General features: G+C 66.6%; 15 protein-coding genes. 7 read left to right on the top strand and 8 right to left on the bottom strand.

Annotated elements, in window-relative coordinates; translation table 11 throughout:
* The coding region (locus ACFVTD_RS19740; protein ID WP_387566427.1) for an LGFP repeat-containing protein at window positions 1-569 on the bottom strand (569 nt) is incomplete at its 3' end.
* Window positions 570-695: 126 nt separating this feature from the next.
* Entirely contained in the window at window positions 696-1565 is an 870-nt protein-coding gene (locus ACFVTD_RS19735) for an Fpg/Nei family DNA glycosylase (protein ID WP_387566424.1), read from the bottom strand.
* Window positions 1566-1732: 167 nt separating this feature from the next.
* Here ACFVTD_RS19735 and gcvH point away from each other — a divergent pair, with 167 nt between their 5' ends.
* The 5 genes from gcvH (at window position 1733) to ACFVTD_RS19710 (ending at window position 4823) form a co-directional block, all read left to right on the top strand.
* Complete coding sequence (gcvH, locus tag ACFVTD_RS19730) at window positions 1733-2119, top strand: glycine cleavage system protein GcvH (protein WP_141160876.1); 387 nt, start codon at window positions 1733-1735, stop codon at window positions 2117-2119.
* A gap of 157 nt (window positions 2120-2276) precedes the next feature.
* Window positions 2277-2753 carry an FHA domain-containing protein gene (locus tag ACFVTD_RS19725; protein WP_141181219.1) on the top strand — a complete coding sequence of 159 codons (477 nt, stop codon included), beginning with the start codon at window positions 2277-2279 and terminating at the stop codon, window positions 2751-2753.
* A gap of 23 nt (window positions 2754-2776) precedes the next feature.
* Window positions 2777-3493 carry a MerR family transcriptional regulator gene (locus ACFVTD_RS19720; protein WP_387566419.1) on the top strand — a complete coding sequence of 239 codons (717 nt, stop codon included), beginning with the start codon at window positions 2777-2779 and terminating at the stop codon, window positions 3491-3493.
* Window positions 3493-3996 carry a bifunctional nuclease family protein gene (locus ACFVTD_RS19715; RefSeq protein ID WP_056331728.1) on the top strand — a complete coding sequence of 168 codons (504 nt, stop codon included), beginning with the start codon at window positions 3493-3495 and terminating at the stop codon, window positions 3994-3996. Before ACFVTD_RS19720 ends, ACFVTD_RS19715 begins: the two co-directional genes overlap by 1 nt.
* Window positions 3997-4229: 233 nt before the next feature.
* Complete coding sequence (locus tag ACFVTD_RS19710; protein ID WP_018763528.1) at window positions 4230-4823, top strand: MerR family transcriptional regulator; 594 nt, start codon at window positions 4230-4232, stop codon at window positions 4821-4823.
* 67 nt (window positions 4824-4890) lie between these two features.
* Here the strand turns inward: ACFVTD_RS19710 and ACFVTD_RS19705 are convergent, their stop codons facing one another.
* Window positions 4891-5709, bottom strand: a complete 819-nt coding sequence (locus ACFVTD_RS19705; protein ID WP_387566415.1) for a ParA family protein — start codon at window positions 5707-5709, stop codon at window positions 4891-4893.
* Between the two features lie 301 nt (window positions 5710-6010).
* On the opposite strand from ACFVTD_RS19705, the gene ACFVTD_RS19700 reads away from it, so the two are divergent.
* On the top strand, window positions 6011-9409 hold the full coding sequence (locus tag ACFVTD_RS19700) for a pyruvate carboxylase (protein ID WP_387566412.1): 3399 nt from the start codon (window positions 6011-6013) through the stop codon (window positions 9407-9409).
* Window positions 9410-9558: 149 nt separating this feature from the next.
* Here ACFVTD_RS19700 and ACFVTD_RS19695 read toward each other — a convergent pair whose 3' ends face one another.
* Both ACFVTD_RS19695 and ACFVTD_RS19690 read right to left on the bottom strand, forming a co-directional pair.
* Window positions 9559-10599: an AAA family ATPase gene (locus ACFVTD_RS19695; protein WP_387566409.1), complete on the bottom strand. Its 1041-nt coding sequence runs from the start codon at window positions 10597-10599 to the stop codon at window positions 9559-9561.
* Window positions 10600-10693: 94 nt separating this feature from the next.
* Window positions 10694-12502: an AMP-dependent synthetase/ligase gene (locus ACFVTD_RS19690; protein ID WP_387566406.1), complete on the bottom strand. Its 1809-nt coding sequence runs from the start codon at window positions 12500-12502 to the stop codon at window positions 10694-10696.
* 172 nt (window positions 12503-12674) lie between these two features.
* Between ACFVTD_RS19690 and ACFVTD_RS19685 the strand changes: the two genes are divergently transcribed.
* Window positions 12675-13763, top strand: a complete 1089-nt coding sequence (locus ACFVTD_RS19685) for an ROK family glucokinase (RefSeq protein ID WP_387566403.1) — start codon at window positions 12675-12677, stop codon at window positions 13761-13763.
* 28 nt (window positions 13764-13791) lie between these two features.
* Here the strand turns inward: ACFVTD_RS19685 and ACFVTD_RS19680 are convergent, their stop codons facing one another.
* Genes ACFVTD_RS19680 through ACFVTD_RS19670 form a run of 3 tightly spaced genes read right to left on the bottom strand, consistent with a single transcriptional unit; the run spans window position 13792 to window position 15930 of the window.
* Window positions 13792-14352: a hypothetical protein gene (locus ACFVTD_RS19680; protein WP_387566401.1), complete on the bottom strand. Its 561-nt coding sequence runs from the start codon at window positions 14350-14352 to the stop codon at window positions 13792-13794.
* Entirely contained in the window at window positions 14339-15145 is an 807-nt protein-coding gene (locus ACFVTD_RS19675; RefSeq protein WP_387566398.1) for an alpha/beta hydrolase, read from the bottom strand. Before ACFVTD_RS19675 ends, ACFVTD_RS19680 begins: the two co-directional genes overlap by 14 nt.
* Window positions 15142-15930 (bottom strand): alpha/beta hydrolase, encoded by a 789-nt coding sequence (locus ACFVTD_RS19670; RefSeq protein WP_387566395.1) that lies wholly within the window; start codon window positions 15928-15930, stop codon window positions 15142-15144. Before ACFVTD_RS19670 ends, ACFVTD_RS19675 begins: the two co-directional genes overlap by 4 nt.
* Window positions 15931-15949 lie beyond the last annotated feature (19 nt).

Here is a 15949-nt window from a genome sequence, read left to right as displayed (position 1 = left end):
GCGGCGTTTGGGGTGGCGGTTTCGTCGGTGCGGGGGAAGCCGAGGAAGCCGGCTGGGCCGCCGAGTTCGGCGTAGTGTCCGCCGATTGAGCCGTGTATTTCGTGGGCTCCGGTGGCGGGGCTCCAGTAGATGGACCCGCCGGCGAAGTCGTTGTAGCGGCCGGCGGCGTTTGGGGTGGCGGTTTCGTCGGTGCGGGGGAAGCCGAGGAAGCCGGCTGGGCCGCCGAGTTCGGCGTAGTGTCCGCCGATTGAGCCGTGCACTTCGTGCGCTCCAGTCGTGGAGCTCCAGTAGATGGTGCCGCCTGTGTATTTTTGGGCGCGGCCCCCTGCGAGGTCGTATGGGCTGCCAACAGGCGTGCCGAGGAATGATGCGACGCCGCCGAGCTGCTCATAGTGCTGGATGATGGCGTCGTCGCCAACCTGCAGGACCGCCATCGGCGCCCGAATGCTCTGCTGCGAGGCTACCGCTGACGCGCTGGCCGCGGGCGGACCCACGGCCGTTCCCGCGAGGCCACCGCCGAGGGCGAGGGCCAAGGCCATTCCGAGGACGGCGGGTCGGGACGTGCGCATTGTTGCCCCTTCGTGTTGACCGAGACGTGCGAGCCTTGATCAAGACGCTACGTCCAGGGGGCGTGCCGGGGCAGGACCGGAAGTCCCGGATCTTCCCGCGCAGGCCGCGGGACGTTCGAGGCCGACCTACTTCAGGAACTTCGACGTCCTCCGGTCAGCCAGGATCTTCCCCTTGGTCTGGCAGGTGGGGCAGTACTGCAGTGCGGTGTCTGCGAAGGACACCTCCCGGACGGTGTCTCCGCACACGGGGCAGGGCTGGCCGGCCCTGGCGTGCACCCGCATGTGGCTGCGTTTGACGTCCTTGAGATCCTTTGGCGGCTTGCCCGCAGCCTCCTTTAGTGCTTCGCCCAGCACGCTGTGGATGGCGTCGTACAGCACCTGCACGCTCTCCCGGTCCAGTGACTTCGCGATGGCGAACGGTGAGATCCGCGCGGCGTGAAGGATCTCGTCACTGTAGGCGTTGCCAATGCCCGCAATCACGCTCTGGCTGCGCAGGAGTCCCTTGATCTGCTGCGAACTGTTGCCCAGGATCTCTGCCAGCATGTCGGCGTCGAACGCTTCCGTAAAAGGATCGGGACCCAGCGCGGCAATTCCCGGCACTTCCTGGGGATCACGCACCACGTAAACGGCCAGGCTCTTCTTGGTACCCGCCTCCGTCAGATCCAGGCCGCGCGGTCCGCTGGGCCCTGAGAACGCGCACCGGACTGCGATGAGGCCCTTGCCCATCCGAAGCTGGCTGTCGGCAGGGGAGTCCGTGAAGCGCACCCAGCCCGCGCGCGCCAGGTGGAACACCAGGGAAACGCCGCCGGTATCGATGCTGATGAACTTCCCGAAGCGCCGGACGCCGGAAACCGTGCGCCCTTCAAGGGCGTCGAAGGGCGGGTCCGCCGTCTTGAGCACCGCGAAGGAAACAATCTGCAGTTTGGTGACCACACAGCCCCGCAGCTGTTCGTCAAGGAATCCGGCGAGGCCGGCGACTTCAGGCAGTTCCGGCATGGCCTACCTGCACTGTCCCAAGGATGCTGCACCGGTGCTTGCGCTCATGGCTCCCATCTTGTCAGAAACGCCGGTGCCGGCCCCGGTAGATATGCCTATACTTTCAGCGGCGGCCCGATTTCCGGGCCCCTTGTGACATAGGCGCGTACCCCGATGAAAGGCCTCCCATGAGCAACATTCCCGAAGACCTGTCCTACACCGCCGAACACGAGTGGGTCACCTCCCCGAATGCCGACGGCGTGGTCCGGGTGGGAATCACCGATTTTGCCCAGGACGCCCTGGGGGATGTCGTTTACGCCCAGATGCCCGAGGTTGGCACGAAGATTACGGCAAACGAAGTAGTGGGCGAGGTCGAGTCCACTAAGAGCGTCAGCGACATCTACGCCCCGGTTTCCGGCGAAGTCGTGGCCCGCAACGAGTCCCTGGACAGCGATTCGGCCCTGATCAACAGCGATCCCTACGGCGATGGCTGGCTCATCGAGATCAAACTGGCCGAAGCCGACGCCGTTGAGTCCTTGCTCAGTGCATCCGAGTACGAACAACAGGTAGGCTAAAGCTAACCGGTATTTCCGGTCCGGCCCCGCCTCGCGGGCACGGCGTCTCCGCACGTCAGAGCCCGGATCGGGAGCCGGCGCCGGACCTGCCGGGCAGGGCCGGAGACTAACCGTTGGTTGCGGGTTCCATGCCCGCAACGTCTAAGAGGAGGAATCCATGGCTGGCCACAGACACAACCCTGCCGATGGGGATTACGGCACGGGTGCGGCTAGGGCGTCGGAGACCACCTCGATCCACCTCACCCCCGTCACTGACGAACCCACCATCACTCCGCGGCTGTCCTCTGACGAGCGCAACTCGGTGGAGGCACTGCCTGCCGGCTCTGCGCTGCTGGTGGCCCACAGCGGCCCCAACGCCGGTGCCCGGTTCCTGCTGGACTCGGATGTCACCACTGCGGGCCGCCACCCGGACGCGGACATCTTCCTGGATGACGTCACGGTATCGCGGCGCCACGTGGAGTTCCGGCGCACAGCCCGCAGCTTCGAAGTGGTGGACAAGAACAGCCTCAACGGCACCTACGTCAACCACGACCGCGTGGACAGCGTGGAATTGAAGTCCGGCAGCGAAGTCCAGATCGGTAAGTTCCGCCTCACCTTCTACCTGAGCCCTGCCACGGCTGCAGGCCGCAGCTGAACCGGGGACCGCTGCCTGTGGCAATGGCACAACCGGAACGCCGGGGCCCCCAGGTCCTGAACATTGGGGAAGTCCTCGCCCAGTTGAGTGCGGACTTCCCGGGAATGACCGCGTCGAAGATCCGGTTCCTTGAGGAAAAGGGACTGATCAACCCCCGCCGCACCCCTGCGGGCTACCGCCAGTATTCCGACGGCGATGTGGAGCGGCTGCGCTTTGTGCTGGCCCTGCAGCGGGACCAGTACCTGCCCCTGAAGGTCATCAAGGACTACCTTGACGCCATCGACAGGGGAGAGCGGCCGGAGAACCTCCCGCCCGGCGTCGTGGTTTCCCCCCGCATTGTTTCCGACGAACTGGCTGCCGAACTGCAGAACCGGGGCCGCAAGCTGAGCGAGGAGCAGCTCCGCACCGAGTCCGGCGCCAGCGTCCCCCTGCTGCAGTCGCTCCTGAGCTTCGGCCTTATCAGCCACAGCAACGGCCAATTCGACGAGCATGCCCTGCAGGTTGCCCGCGCCTGCGTCCAGCTGGAAAGCCACGGCCTTGAGCCCCGGCACCTCAGGCCCTTCCAGGCTGCGGCCGAACGGGAATTCGGCCTGGTGGAACGGGCTGTCGCACCCCTTGCCTCCCGCAGGGACTCGGCATCACAGGCACGCGCGGCGGAGGCGGCGCGCGAGATCAGCGATCTTTGCCTCACCCTGCACCGGGCCCTGGTGCAGGACCATATCTCACGCATGGACATCTGATGATCGAAGTCGAGATTGTTGGCGTTCGCATTGAACTGCCTTCCAACCAGCCGCTGGTCCTGCTCAAGGAGATGCACGGCGAACGCCACGTCCCGATCTGGATTGGCACGCCGGAAGCCAGCGCCATCGCCCTGGCCCAGCAGGGCGTTGTCCCGCCACGGCCCATGACACACGACCTCCTCGTGGATGTCGTAGAGTCGCTGGGCCACTCCGTGGTCAGCGTCAACATCGTCGCCGTGGAGGACAACATCTTCTATGGCCAGCTTCAGTTTGAGAACGGCACTACGGTGAGCTCCCGCGCCTCCGATGCGCTGGCGGTTGCCCTGCGGGCCAAGTGCCGGATCTGGTGTGCCGATTCCGTGATGGACGAGGCCGGTGTGCGCATCACGGAGCACGACGAGGGCGAGGACGCGGAGCCGGGTCCCACGGTGGACGAGGAGCGCGAACTGCGGCGCTTCCGGGAATTCCTGGACGACGTGGAACCCGAGGATTTCGACGGCTAAGGTCACGTTAAGGTTAAAGTTAAGGCTGAAAGTTTCGACACGCCTTTTCCAATCCCCCGAGGTCTTTGACCTCGGGACCCGCCGGGCCTAACGTCGAAGTATCAAGTTCCCTTGCTTACGGCAGCCGCGCAAGTCACACTGGAAAGTGCGCCCCGCGGAGAAATTACACCCATGGCCTTCATGCCACGGCTGCTGGATCAGTTCCGGGGGAGCGTACGACAAGGAGGATCCAGGTGAGTCCCAAAGGCGAAGCAGGCGGGCTTAAACAGCCCACGGCCGGTGTTGCTGTGCCCGTGAGCGGTGCACAGGGCCTCCTGTTCACCGAAGACCTGCCGGTGCTGGACGAGGACGCCGGCTACCGGGGTCCCACCGCCTGCAAGGCCGCCGGCATCACCTATCGCCAACTCGACTACTGGGCGCGCACCGGCCTGGTTGAGCCCGCAGTCCGGGGCGCAGCAGGATCGGGGTCCCAGCGGCTTTACGGGTTCCGCGACATCCTGGTGCTCAAGGTGGTCAAACGGCTCCTGGACACGGGTGTTTCCCTGCAGCAGATCCGCACCGCCGTGGAACACTTGCGGGAGCGCGGAGTTGAGGACCTGGCCCAGATCACGCTTATGAGCGACGGCGCCAGCGTCTACGAGTGCACCTCCGCTGACGAGGTCATCGACCTGGTGCAGGGCGGCCAGGGCGTCTTCGGCATCGCCGTGGGGCGCGTGTGGCGCGAAGTCGAAGGCAGCCTTGCCTCGCTGCCCAGCGAGCACGCCGCGGAGCAGTCCTTTCCGGACGACGAACTGAGCAAACGGCGGGCAGCGCGGAAAATCAGCTGACACAGAGTCCAACAAGCAAGGGCCACCCTCCGGACGGAGGGTGGCCCTTGCTTGTTGGAATGTGTTCCTAGCGCGCCCGGCTGCGCAGCCCGGATCCTGCGGTCATCAGGTTGGACAGCAGGTCATCGAACAGGGCGGCCGCAGACTTGGCCGAATCCCCGGGCCAGTGGTGCACGGGGTGGGCTGCGCCCTGGATTTGCTGCCAGTTGGCCTGCTCGGGGATCCGTGGGCTGAGCAGGAGTTCGCCGAACATGGACTCCATCTCCGCCAGCCGGTAGGTGTGTTCAGAGGAACCGCTCCGGACCCGGTTGGCCACGATCCCCGCAGGTGAAAGGTTGGGTGCGAACTCCTGCTTGAACAGCTGGATGGCCCGCATGGTCCGTTCGGTACCGGCCACCGAGAACAGGCCGGGCTCGGCAACGAGTGCAACCTTGTCACTTGCTGCCCAGGCCATGCGGGTCAGGCCGTTGAGCGAGGGAGGGCAGTCCACCAGCACAAGCTGGTAATCGTCTGCGCCGGCCAGCACGGAGGACAGCCGGCGGAGATCGCGGCGGCCAAGGTCCGGACGGTCGTAGATTCCGGTGTAGGCAGAGCCGACGGCGACATCGAGGACGGCAGGCCCGGAACCGTTGGACGGGGCACGGTCTGCCCAGCTGCTGCGCACCACGTTCTCGGCCAGCTTGGCCCGGCGCGGGCTCTTCAGCATTCTGCCGATGTCCAGCTGGTCACCGGGCTGGACGCCGAGGGCCGTGGTGGCATCGGCGTGCGGATCCAGGTCCACCACCAGCGTGCGGACTCCTGCGGCCAGCGCCGCAGACGCCAATCCTGTGGTGACGGAAGTCTTGCCGACTCCACCCTTGAGGCTGCTGATGCTGACTACTTGCACTTGAGAGACCAAAACCTAACGCCGGGTGCCGTGTTGGGGGTAATGTTTGCCTCGGCAGAGCCGAAGCCGGACGGTCCTGCCGCCCTACTCATCATATGTTGATGCGTCGGCGAATCCTGCTTTATCGGGCGTCGGCATGGCACCGACTGTGCTGCCGGGGCGGTTTCCGCCAGCCAGGCTGAAAGCGATCGGGACATGACGGGGAAATCTGTGACCGTGGCCACAAAGATTTGTGTTTGTCCTTGCAGGTCCTAGACACTGTGACCACTCATCGATCCACCCGCAATGATGCAGGAGAAGTATGTTTTCCAAAGTTCTGGTGGCCAACCGCGGCGAAATCGCGATCAGGGCCTTCCGCGCCGGCTATGAGCTGGGCGCAAAGACCGTTGCCGTTTTTCCCCAGGAGGACCGTAACTCGATCCATCGGCAGAAGGCGGACGAGGCTTACCTGATTGGCGAGGAAGGGCACCCCGTCAGGGCGTACCTGGACGTGGCCGAGGTGGTGCGGGTCGCGAAAGAGGCCGGCGCAGACGCCATCTACCCGGGCTACGGTTTCCTCTCGGAAAACCCTGAACTGGCACGCGCCGCCAAGGACGCCGGCATCACTTTCGTGGGTCCGCCCGCCGAGGTACTGGAGCTTGCCGGCAACAAGGTGGCGGCGCTGAAGGCCGCCCGCGAGGCAGGCGTGCCGGTCCTGAAGTCCAGCGAGCCCTCCAAGGACCTGGACGAACTCCTGGCGGCGGCCGATGAGATCGGATTCCCCATTTTCGCCAAGGCCGTTGCCGGTGGCGGTGGCCGTGGCATGCGGCGGGTCGATACCCGCGAGGCACTGCCCGAAGCGCTGAAGTCGGCAATGCGCGAAGCCGATGCCGCCTTCGGCGATCCCACTATGTTCTTGGAGCAGGCGGTCCTGCGGCCACGGCACATCGAAGTGCAGATCCTCGCAGACGCAGAGGGCAACGTCATGCATCTTTTCGAGCGTGACTGTTCCATCCAGCGGCGGCACCAGAAGGTCATTGAGATCGCGCCTGCCCCCAACCTGGACGACAACATCCGCCAGGCCCTGTACCGGGACGCGGTGAAATTTGCGCAGGCGTTGAAGTACGTCAACGCCGGTACCGTCGAGTTCCTTGTTGACACCGAGGGCGAGCGGGCGGGCCAGCACGTCTTCATCGAAATGAACCCGCGCATCCAGGTGGAGCACACGGTCACCGAGGAAGTCACGGACGTTGACCTGGTTCAGGCGCAGATGCGGATCGCCGCCGGCGAGACCCTCGCCGATCTTGGCCTTTCCCAGGACACGGTCCGACTTCGGGGCGCTGCCCTCCAGAGCCGCATCACCACCGAGGACCCCGCCAACGGTTTCCGCCCCGACGTTGGAAAGATCACGGGCTACCGCTCGGCCGGTGGAGCTGGCGTCCGCCTGGACGGCGGCACGGTCTACTCCGGCGCCGAGATCAGCCCGCACTTCGACTCCATGCTGGTCAAGCTCACCTGCCGCGGCCGGGATTACCCTGCAGCAGTTGCCCGCGCCCGCCGTGCGCTGGCTGAGTTCCGTATCCGCGGTGTCTCCACCAACATCCCCTTCCTCCAGGCCGTGCTGGATGACCCGGACTTCATCGCCGGGGACGTTGCCACGAACTTCATCGACCAGCGTCCGGAACTGCTCAAGGCCCGGGTCTCGGCGGACCGCGGCACCAAGCTCCTGACCTGGCTGGCCGACGTCACCGTCAACAAGCCCAACGGCGAACTAACCGTCCACTCGGACCCCGCCCACAAGCTGCCCGACGTCAAGGACAAGCAGGCGGCCCCGGGTTCACGGCAGAAGCTCCTAGAGCTGGGCCCGGAGGGCTTCGCGAAGGCACTGCGTGAGCAGAATGCCGTGGCTGTCACCGACACGACCTTCCGTGACGCGCACCAGTCCCTGCTGGCCACCCGTGTCCGCACCCGCGACCTCGTTGCCGCCGGCCCCGCGGTGACGGCCCTGATGCCGCAGCTGCTGTCCGTCGAGGCATGGGGAGGCGCTACCTACGATGTCGCACTGCGCTTCCTGGGTGAGGACCCCTGGGACCGGCTCGCGGCCCTGCGCAAGGCCATGCCCAACGTCTGCATCCAGATGCTGCTGCGCGGCCGCAACACCGTGGGCTACACGCCCTACCCGGAAGAGGTCACGGAGGCCTTCGTCAACGAGGCTGCCGCCACCGGCATCGACATCTTCCGCATCTTTGATGCCCTAAACGACGTCAGCCAGATGGCTCCGGCCATCCGCGCCGTCCGGGCTACGGGCACAGCCGTGGCTGAAGTGGCCCTCTGCTACACCGGCGACATGCTGGACCCGGAAGAGAAGCTTTACACCCTGGACTACTACCTGGGCCTGGCGCAGAAGATCGTCGACGCCGGTGCCCACATCCTGGCCATCAAGGACATGGCCGGGCTGCTCCGGCCCGCTGCCGCCGCCAAGCTTGTCGCCGCCCTGCGGGAGCGGTTCGACCTGCCGGTCCACCTGCACACCCACGACACCGCAGGTGGCCAGCTGGCTACGCTCCTGGCGGCCGTCGACGCCGGCGTGGACGCCGTGGACGTGGCCTCCGCATCCCTCGCGGGCACCACCAGCCAGGTGTCGGCGTCGGCCCTTGTTGCCGCCTTGGCCCACACGCCGCGGGACACCGGCCTCAGCCTGGATGCCGTCAGCTCGCTTGAGCCGTACTGGGAAGCGGTCCGCCGCGTCTACGCCCCGTTCGAGTCCGGCCTGCCCGGCCCCACCGGCCGCGTGTACAAGCACGAGATCCCGGGTGGCCAGCTCTCCAACCTGCGCCAGCAGGCCATGGCCCTTGGCCTGGGAGAGCAGTTCGAGGCGATCGAGGACATGTACACCGCAGCGGACCGGATCCTGGGGCACCTGGTGAAGGTAACGCCGTCCTCCAAGGTGGTGGGCGATCTCGCACTGCACCTGGTGGGCCTCAACGCCGATCCCGCCGACTTCGAAGCGAACCCGCAGAACTACGACATCCCCGACTCCGTCATCGGCTTCCTGTCGGGCGAACTCGGCGATCCTCCCGGAGGCTGGCCTGAGCCGTTCCGCACCAAGGCCCTCCAGGGCAGGAGCGTCAAGGTCCGCGACGTGGAGCTCAGCGCCGAGGACAGCGCGGCGCTGAAGTCCGACTCCAAGACCCGCCAGCACACGCTGAACCGGTTGCTCTTCGATGGTCCCACCAAGGACTACCTCAAGAGCGTGGAGACATACGGGAACATTTCGGTCCTGGACACCCGCGATTATCTTTACGGGCTGCAGCGCGGCACCGAGCATGAGATCCAGCTGGAGCGCGGCGTGCGCTTGATCGCTTCCCTGGAAGCGGTCTCGGAGCCGGACGAGAAGGGCATGCGCACCGTCATGTGCACCCTGAACGGCCAGTCCAGGCCCGTTGTGGTGCGTGACCGCTCCGTGGTGAGCAACGTCAAGGCCGCCGAGAAAGCCGATCCCGCCCAGCCCGGCCAGGTGGCCGCCCCCTTCGCCGGGGCCGTCACCGTCACCGTCAAGCCGGGGGAGACGGTCAAGGCGGGCGACACCGTGGCCACCATCGAGGCGATGAAAATGGAGGCGTCCATTACGACGCCGGTGGGCGGCAAGGTTTCGCGCCTCGCAATTTCCGCGGTGGAGCAGGTCCAGGGCGGGGACCTGCTGCTGGTGATCGAACAGTAGGACTGTCCGACAACGCCGAACGGGTAATCCCGTTCGTTGGCTGCTCCCCGAAGAATGCACCGGCCATCCGGTGCGGGCTTCGGGGAGCAGTTTCATGACCAGGGCCTATCCGCGCACTTGGAGCCGGGTCCCCCTTTGTGATGGCCGAGTCAGGCCAGCCAGCGCCACCAGCGGGACTGCCCTGGTTCTGGCAGCGGCTCAGGTTCCATCTCCGGTTCCTCGCCCAGGGCCAGCGCGGCCCCGGCAATGTCGTCTGCGGTGAGGGTCATGACAGCTTCCCGGTCCAGCGCCTCGAGGCTTTGTCCCTCGTCGAGCGAGAGCCGCAGGGCCTGGCGGTTGAGTGCCTGCTCAAACAAGGTGCGCGCGAACCTTGCATTTCCGGAGTCCTCGCCGGCGTGCAGCCCGGTAAAGATGCGGCGCAGCATCTCCTCAGCACCAGGCTCCAGGATGTACTCGTGCTGGGCCAGCATCTGGTGGAAGATGGTCTGCAGTGCTTCGACAGAGTAGTCCGGGAACGTGATCTCGCGGGCGAAGCGGGAGCGCAGCCCGGGGTTCGAGAGCAGGAACGACTCCATCAGCCGCGGGTACCCGGCCACGATTACCACCAGGCGGTGGCGGTGGTCCTCCATCCGCTTCAGCAGGACCTCGATTGCCTCCGGGCCAAAGTCCATCCTGCCGTCTTCCGGGGCCAGCGCGTAGGCTTCGTCGATAAACAGGACACCGTCCAGGGCACGCCTGATCACCCGGTCCGTCTTGATGGCAGTCTGCCCGACGTACTGCCCTACGAGGCCCGACCGGTCCACTTCCACCAGGTGGCCCTTCTGCAGGAGGCCCACCGCCCGGTACATCTCGGCCAGGAGCCGCGCCACGGTGGTCTTGCCGGTGCCCGGGTTTCCGAGGAACACCAGGTGCTGGGACGTGGCCACCTCCGGCAGGCCGTGCGCCTTGCGGCGCGCCTGCACCTGGAGCAGTGCGACGAGGGCGCGCACCTGTTCCTTCACTGTCTCCAGGCCCACCAGTGCGTCGAGCTCCGCCTGCAGCTCGGACAGGGGCCTGGCCGGCCCGGGCCTGGCGCCCATGAGGTCGCCCACAAGATCGTCCACTCGCTCCGATCCGGGCAGCTTGAGCTGATCGGCCAGGTGGCCGAGGGTTTCGCGCAGGTCGTCGAGCGGTTTGCGGCTGGCAGCCATGCAACCACTGTAGTACCCGATCCCCGGCCAGCGGCGGGCAGTTAAAGGGGAAAGGGCCCTTCCTTGGGGAAAGACCCTTTCATCGTTGCCTGCTTCAGGGGCGCGGGGCCGAGTACATCTCCTCGATGACCGTTTCGAAGTCCTTCATCACCTGGGCCCGCTTCACCTTCATGGAGGGGGTGAGGTGGCCGGAGGCCTCAGTGAAGTCGGCCGGGACGATGCGGAAGGACTTGATGGCCTCGGCCTGGGAGACCGAGGCGTTTGCTGCGGTTACCAGGTCCTGGACCGCAGCCTTCACCACCGGGTTGGCCGCTGCCTGCTCGAGGGTGGTGTCCGCAGGGAGGCCGTGGCGCTGGAGCCAACCGGGCAGCGCCTCCTGGTCCAGGGTCACCAGGGCCCCGATGAAAGGCCTGTTGTCGCCCACCACGAGGACCTGAGACACGAGCGCGTCGGCTCGGATCTGGTCCTCAAGCAGGGCAGGGATGACGTTCTTGCCACCCGCGGTGACGATGATTTCCTTCTTGCGGCCGGTGATCCAGACGAACCCCTCGTCATCGAGTTGCCCAATGTCCCCGGTATGGAACCAGCCGTCGGTGAAGGCTTCCGCGGTCAGGTCCTCACGCCTGTAGTAGCCCCGCATGACGCACACGCCCTTGGCCAGGATCTCGCCGTCGTCGGCAATCTTAACGGCATTGCCCGGCAGGGGCTTCCCCACGGAGCCGATCTTAATCCGTGACGGGGTGTTCACGGTGATGGGTGCGGTGGTTTCGGTCAGCCCGTATCCTTCCAGCACCTGCAGGCCGATGCCCTGGAAGAAATGGCCCAGCCGCTCACCCAGGGGACCGCCGCCGGATACGGCGTGGGCAACGTGCCCACCCATGGCCGCCCGGAGCTTGCCGTAGACCAGCTTGTCGAACAATGCGTGCCGCAGCTTCAGGCCCAGCCCCACGCGTCCGTCCTGCCTGGCCTTCGAGTAGGCGATGGCAGTCTCGGCGGCCCGGTGGAAGATGGCGCCTTTGCCGCCGTCTTCGGCCTTGGTCAGCGCTGAGTTGTAGACCTTCTCGAACACCCGGGGCACCGCCAGGATAAACGTCGGTTCGTAGCTCTGCAGGTCGGCCAGGAGGTTCTTGATGTCCGGGGTATGGGCCACCGTGGTTCCCGCAGCCATGGCCAGCACCGAGATGTACCGGGCAAACACGTGGGCCAGCGGCAGGAACATGATGGTCTTGGCCTTCTCATGGACAATCTCGCCGATGATGGCCAGGGCATTGTCCGAGAGCTCCACGAAGTTGCCGTGAGTGAGTTCGCACCCCTTGGGGCGTCCCGTGGTTCCGGAGGTGTAGATGATGGTGGCCACATCCCGCAGCCCGGCTGCGCTGCGGCGTGCCTCAAGTTCTTCGTCGCTGACGCCGCGGCCCGCCTCGCGGAGGCTGTCCAGTCCCTGGCCCTCCAGCTGCCAGACGTGCTGCACGTCGGTGAGCCCCTCGGCGGTGACCGCCTGCCGGATGACATTCTCGTGGTGGGCGGATTCGCCGAAGGCGGCAACGGCGCCGGAGTCACCGAGGTTCCAGGCCACCTGGGATGGGGATGAGGTTTCGTAGATGGGGACCGAGACGGCACCCGCGAACCAGATGGAGAAATCCACCAGGGACCATTCGTAGCGGGTGCGGGACATGATGCCGACCCGGTCGCCGGTGCCTACGCCACTGGCGATGAGCCCCTTGGCCAGGGCCTGAACGTCTGCCAGGAACTCCGTGGCGGAAACGTCCTGCCAGGTTCCCGCAGGGTCCAGGCGCGAAAACAGTGCCGGGTTGCTGGGCTTGACCGCCTGGCGCAACACCAGATCCGTGATGTTGGTTTCGGGTGGGACAACAACCAGGGGCGGAACACTGAATTCGCGCACTATAGCTCCTTTGATATCTGAAGTCCCGCGCAGGGGGTTGCCTAAAGACTAGTACCCCGGGCGGAACAGTGCAGTACACAAACCTACTGGCCAGTAACTTAGGCGTCAATGGACGCTGGGAAGAGCGGCTTCTGTCAGGGCAATCCCGGCTCCCGGCCTAGAATGGTGGACTATGTACGGACCGTTGCCCGGCGATCAGGCCGGCCCCCTGAAAAGACCGGCACCCTGGCGCCGACGTCCCGCCACCCACCGTGCCGGACAGCTGCACGGGGGCGTCGGCGGGCACCTCCGCCTGGGCCGTAAGGGACTGGCCATCGGGATCGACATTGGCGGAACCAAGGTGGCCGCAGGCGTGGTGGACGCCGAAGGCCGGATCCTCAGCGAGGCCCGCCGCTCCACGCCCGGGACCGACCCACGCGCGGTGGAACAGGTCATCGTGGAACTGGTGGAGGAACTGGGCCGGGGCCACCGCATCTGGTCTGTTGGCATTGGTGCTGCCGGCTGGATGGACCTGGCCGGCGGCACCGTCCTGTTCAGCCCCCACCTGGCCTGGCGCAACGAGCCGCTGCGGGAAAACCTTCAGCGGCTCCTCCGGCGCCCGGTGCTCCTGACCAACGACGCCGATGCAGCCGCCTGGGCGGAATGGCGCTTCGGCGCCGGCCAGGGCGAGGACCGCCTGGTCTGCATCACCTTGGGAACCGGCATCGGCGGGGCCATGGTGATGGACGGCAGGGTGGAACGGGGCCGCTTTGGCGTGGCAGGGGAGTTCGGCCACCAAATCATCATGCCGGGCGGCCACCGTTGCGAATGCGGCAACCGTGGCTGCTGGGAGCAGTACGCCTCCGGCAACGCCCTGGGGCGGGAAGCCCGGCTGCTGGCCCGGTCCAATTCGCCGGTGGCCCAGGACCTGCTGGCAGTGGTGGACGGGCATCCCGAAGCAATCACCGGCGCCATCGTGACCGAACTGGCACTGGCAGGGGATCCTGCCTCCCAGGAGCTGATCGAGGAGGTCGGCGAATGGCTGGGGCTCGGGCTCGCCAATCTGGCCGCGGCCTTGGACCCCGGCCTGTTCGTCATCGGCGGCGGGCTGTGTTCAGCCGGTGACCTGCTGGTGGGGCCTGCCCGGAAAGCGTTCGCACGGAACCTGACAGGGCGGGGATTCCGCCCGGCTGCGGGGATCGAACTGGCAGCCCTGGGCCCCAACGCGGGCCTTATCGGAGCGGCCGACCTGTCCCGCGTCAGCAGCCGCGTCCACGGTTGACGACGACGGCGGGCTGGCGGAGGGGGCGCTAAACCCTTGCGCCGTCGTCGTCGCCGTTCTTTTCCTGGGGCAACTTCATGATCAGGTACACCGTTGCCAGCACGAATATGGCCACGATGCCAACGATCGCCAGCAGGGGTGCCGACCGCCAGAACATGGCCGAGAGCAGCAGCGCCACTGGTCCGCCCACGGCCCCGAGCCAGGCGAGCATGGTCAGGGGATCAGTGCCGGCCAGGCTGGGCGGCTCCTCCGGCACGAACTCCCCGCCGTCGTCGTCCACCTCATAGTCCCGGGGCCCGTCTGCGGGCATCTCCGTTTCAGGGCCCGCCGGCGCCCCCGCGCCGCGTTCAACTGCGGACTTTTCGGCAGGCGGAGTTCCTGCCAGGCCCAGGGGATCAAAGTCGCTGAAAGTGGGCTGAGCCGGCGTCTCGGGCGCAGCAGCCGCCGTGCCGGTGGGTGCCTGTTCCCGAGGGGCGGCGTCGGGCCGGATGGCCACGGTGTCCGATTCGAGGCGGGCCACAAGGTCCAGCCACACGGCGTCGTCCTGGTTGGCGCCCTGGTCCGGCTGGCCGGAGTCAGGCCTGTTCACTGCGGACCTCCTGTCCCGGTCCCGCCGGGCGGGCGGCTGAGTCCTGCACGACTCGCTTGATGAAGTCCACGGACCCTTCGAAGATGCGGTCGGCGTCGTTGTCGAGGGTGGCCACGTGGTAGCTGTTCTCCAGCCGCACCACTTCCAGCGGAGCGTGCGTCAGACCCCGCCGGAGGACGTTCATGCTGGCATCCGACACCACGTGGTCCACTGTGGAGCGGTAGACCTGAACCGGCGCGGTGACCCGGGGAAGGAGCCGGACGGTATCCCGGAACATCTTGTTCAGTTCGTGGGCGGCGGCCACGGGGGTACGCGCATACGCGCCCTCATCCATCCCGGCTTTGAGGATGTCGTTGCCGATGGATGGGGTGCTTTTGAGCACCAGCTTGAGGATTCCTGCCAGCGGCGCACGGGGATCGTCAACCACCAGGGCCGGGTTCACCAGGAGCACTCCGGCCACGGACCGCGTGGCGGCGATGCGCAGCGCCAAGGCTCCGCCCATGCTCAGGCCGGCTGCGAACACCTGGTCGCATTCGGCGTCCAGTTCCAGGAAGGCGTCATCCAGGGCGCCGTGCCACTGTTGCCAGCGGGTGCGTGCGAGCTCCTGCCACGTGGTTCCATGGCCCGGAAGCAGCGGCATCCGGACGGCGAAGCCCGCGGCAGCGAACGCCGAAGCCCAGGCGCGCAGGCCATGGGGGCTTCCGGTGAATCCGTGGGACAGGACCACCCCGGTGCGGGGTCCTTCGCCGCTGAAGGCGCTGGAAAACGGGCTGTGGTCCGGTCCGGAGGTCATGGCGTCTCCAAGGTACTGGTGCGGCGGGCATGGGCGGCGATGAATTCGCCCGACCTGATGAAGATCGAGGGCGCGTCAACGTCCAGAGTAGCCACATGTCCGCTGCTGGCAAGCTCCACCACCTCGGCGAGGTTTCCGCCCAGCCCCTTCCGCAGCAACGCCAGCGAGGTCGGCGGGACCACGGCGTCCGTGCGCGACTTGAAGACCTGGACGGGGGCGTCCACGGCAGGCAGGGAGCGAATGGCAGCGCCAAACAGTTTCTTGAGCTCATGCACGGCGGCCAGCGGGGTCAGCGAATAGTCGCCGTCGTCGGTGGCGGGGGCGCCGGTCTGGTCTTCCTGGATGGGGACGGTGGTGCGCTGGACATACTTGAGGAGCCCGATGATCCGGACCCGCCAGTCGTAGAAGCTTAGGCCCGGGTTGACCACGCTGACCCCGGCCACCGGATGGCGGGACGCCGCAAGCAGCGCGACAGCGCCGCCCATCGACAGGCCCGCGGCGAAGCAGGAATCCGTCCGGCCTGCCAAATCCTCCAGGGCACTTTCGTAGCTGCGGTACCAGTCCTTCCAGCCTGTCTGCGCAAGCTGGCGCCAGTCCGTGCCGTGCCCCGGCAGAAGGGGGACGGACACCGCATAACCCAGGTCAGCCAGGTGCTCCGCCCACGGCATGACACTCAGTGGACTGCCGGTAAAACCGTGGCAAATGGCCACCCCGATGCGGGCGTTAGCGCCGTGGCCCGGGTAACTGAAAGCGGCCGGTCGGGACGGGGTGCTGCTTTCAGTCATGACTCCATCGTGTCACTGT

This window comes from Pseudarthrobacter sp. NPDC058119, assembly GCF_042884655.1.
GTDB lineage: Bacteria > Actinomycetota > Actinomycetes > Actinomycetales > Micrococcaceae > Arthrobacter.
This window is presented reverse-complemented; position numbering and strand designations above follow the sequence as displayed.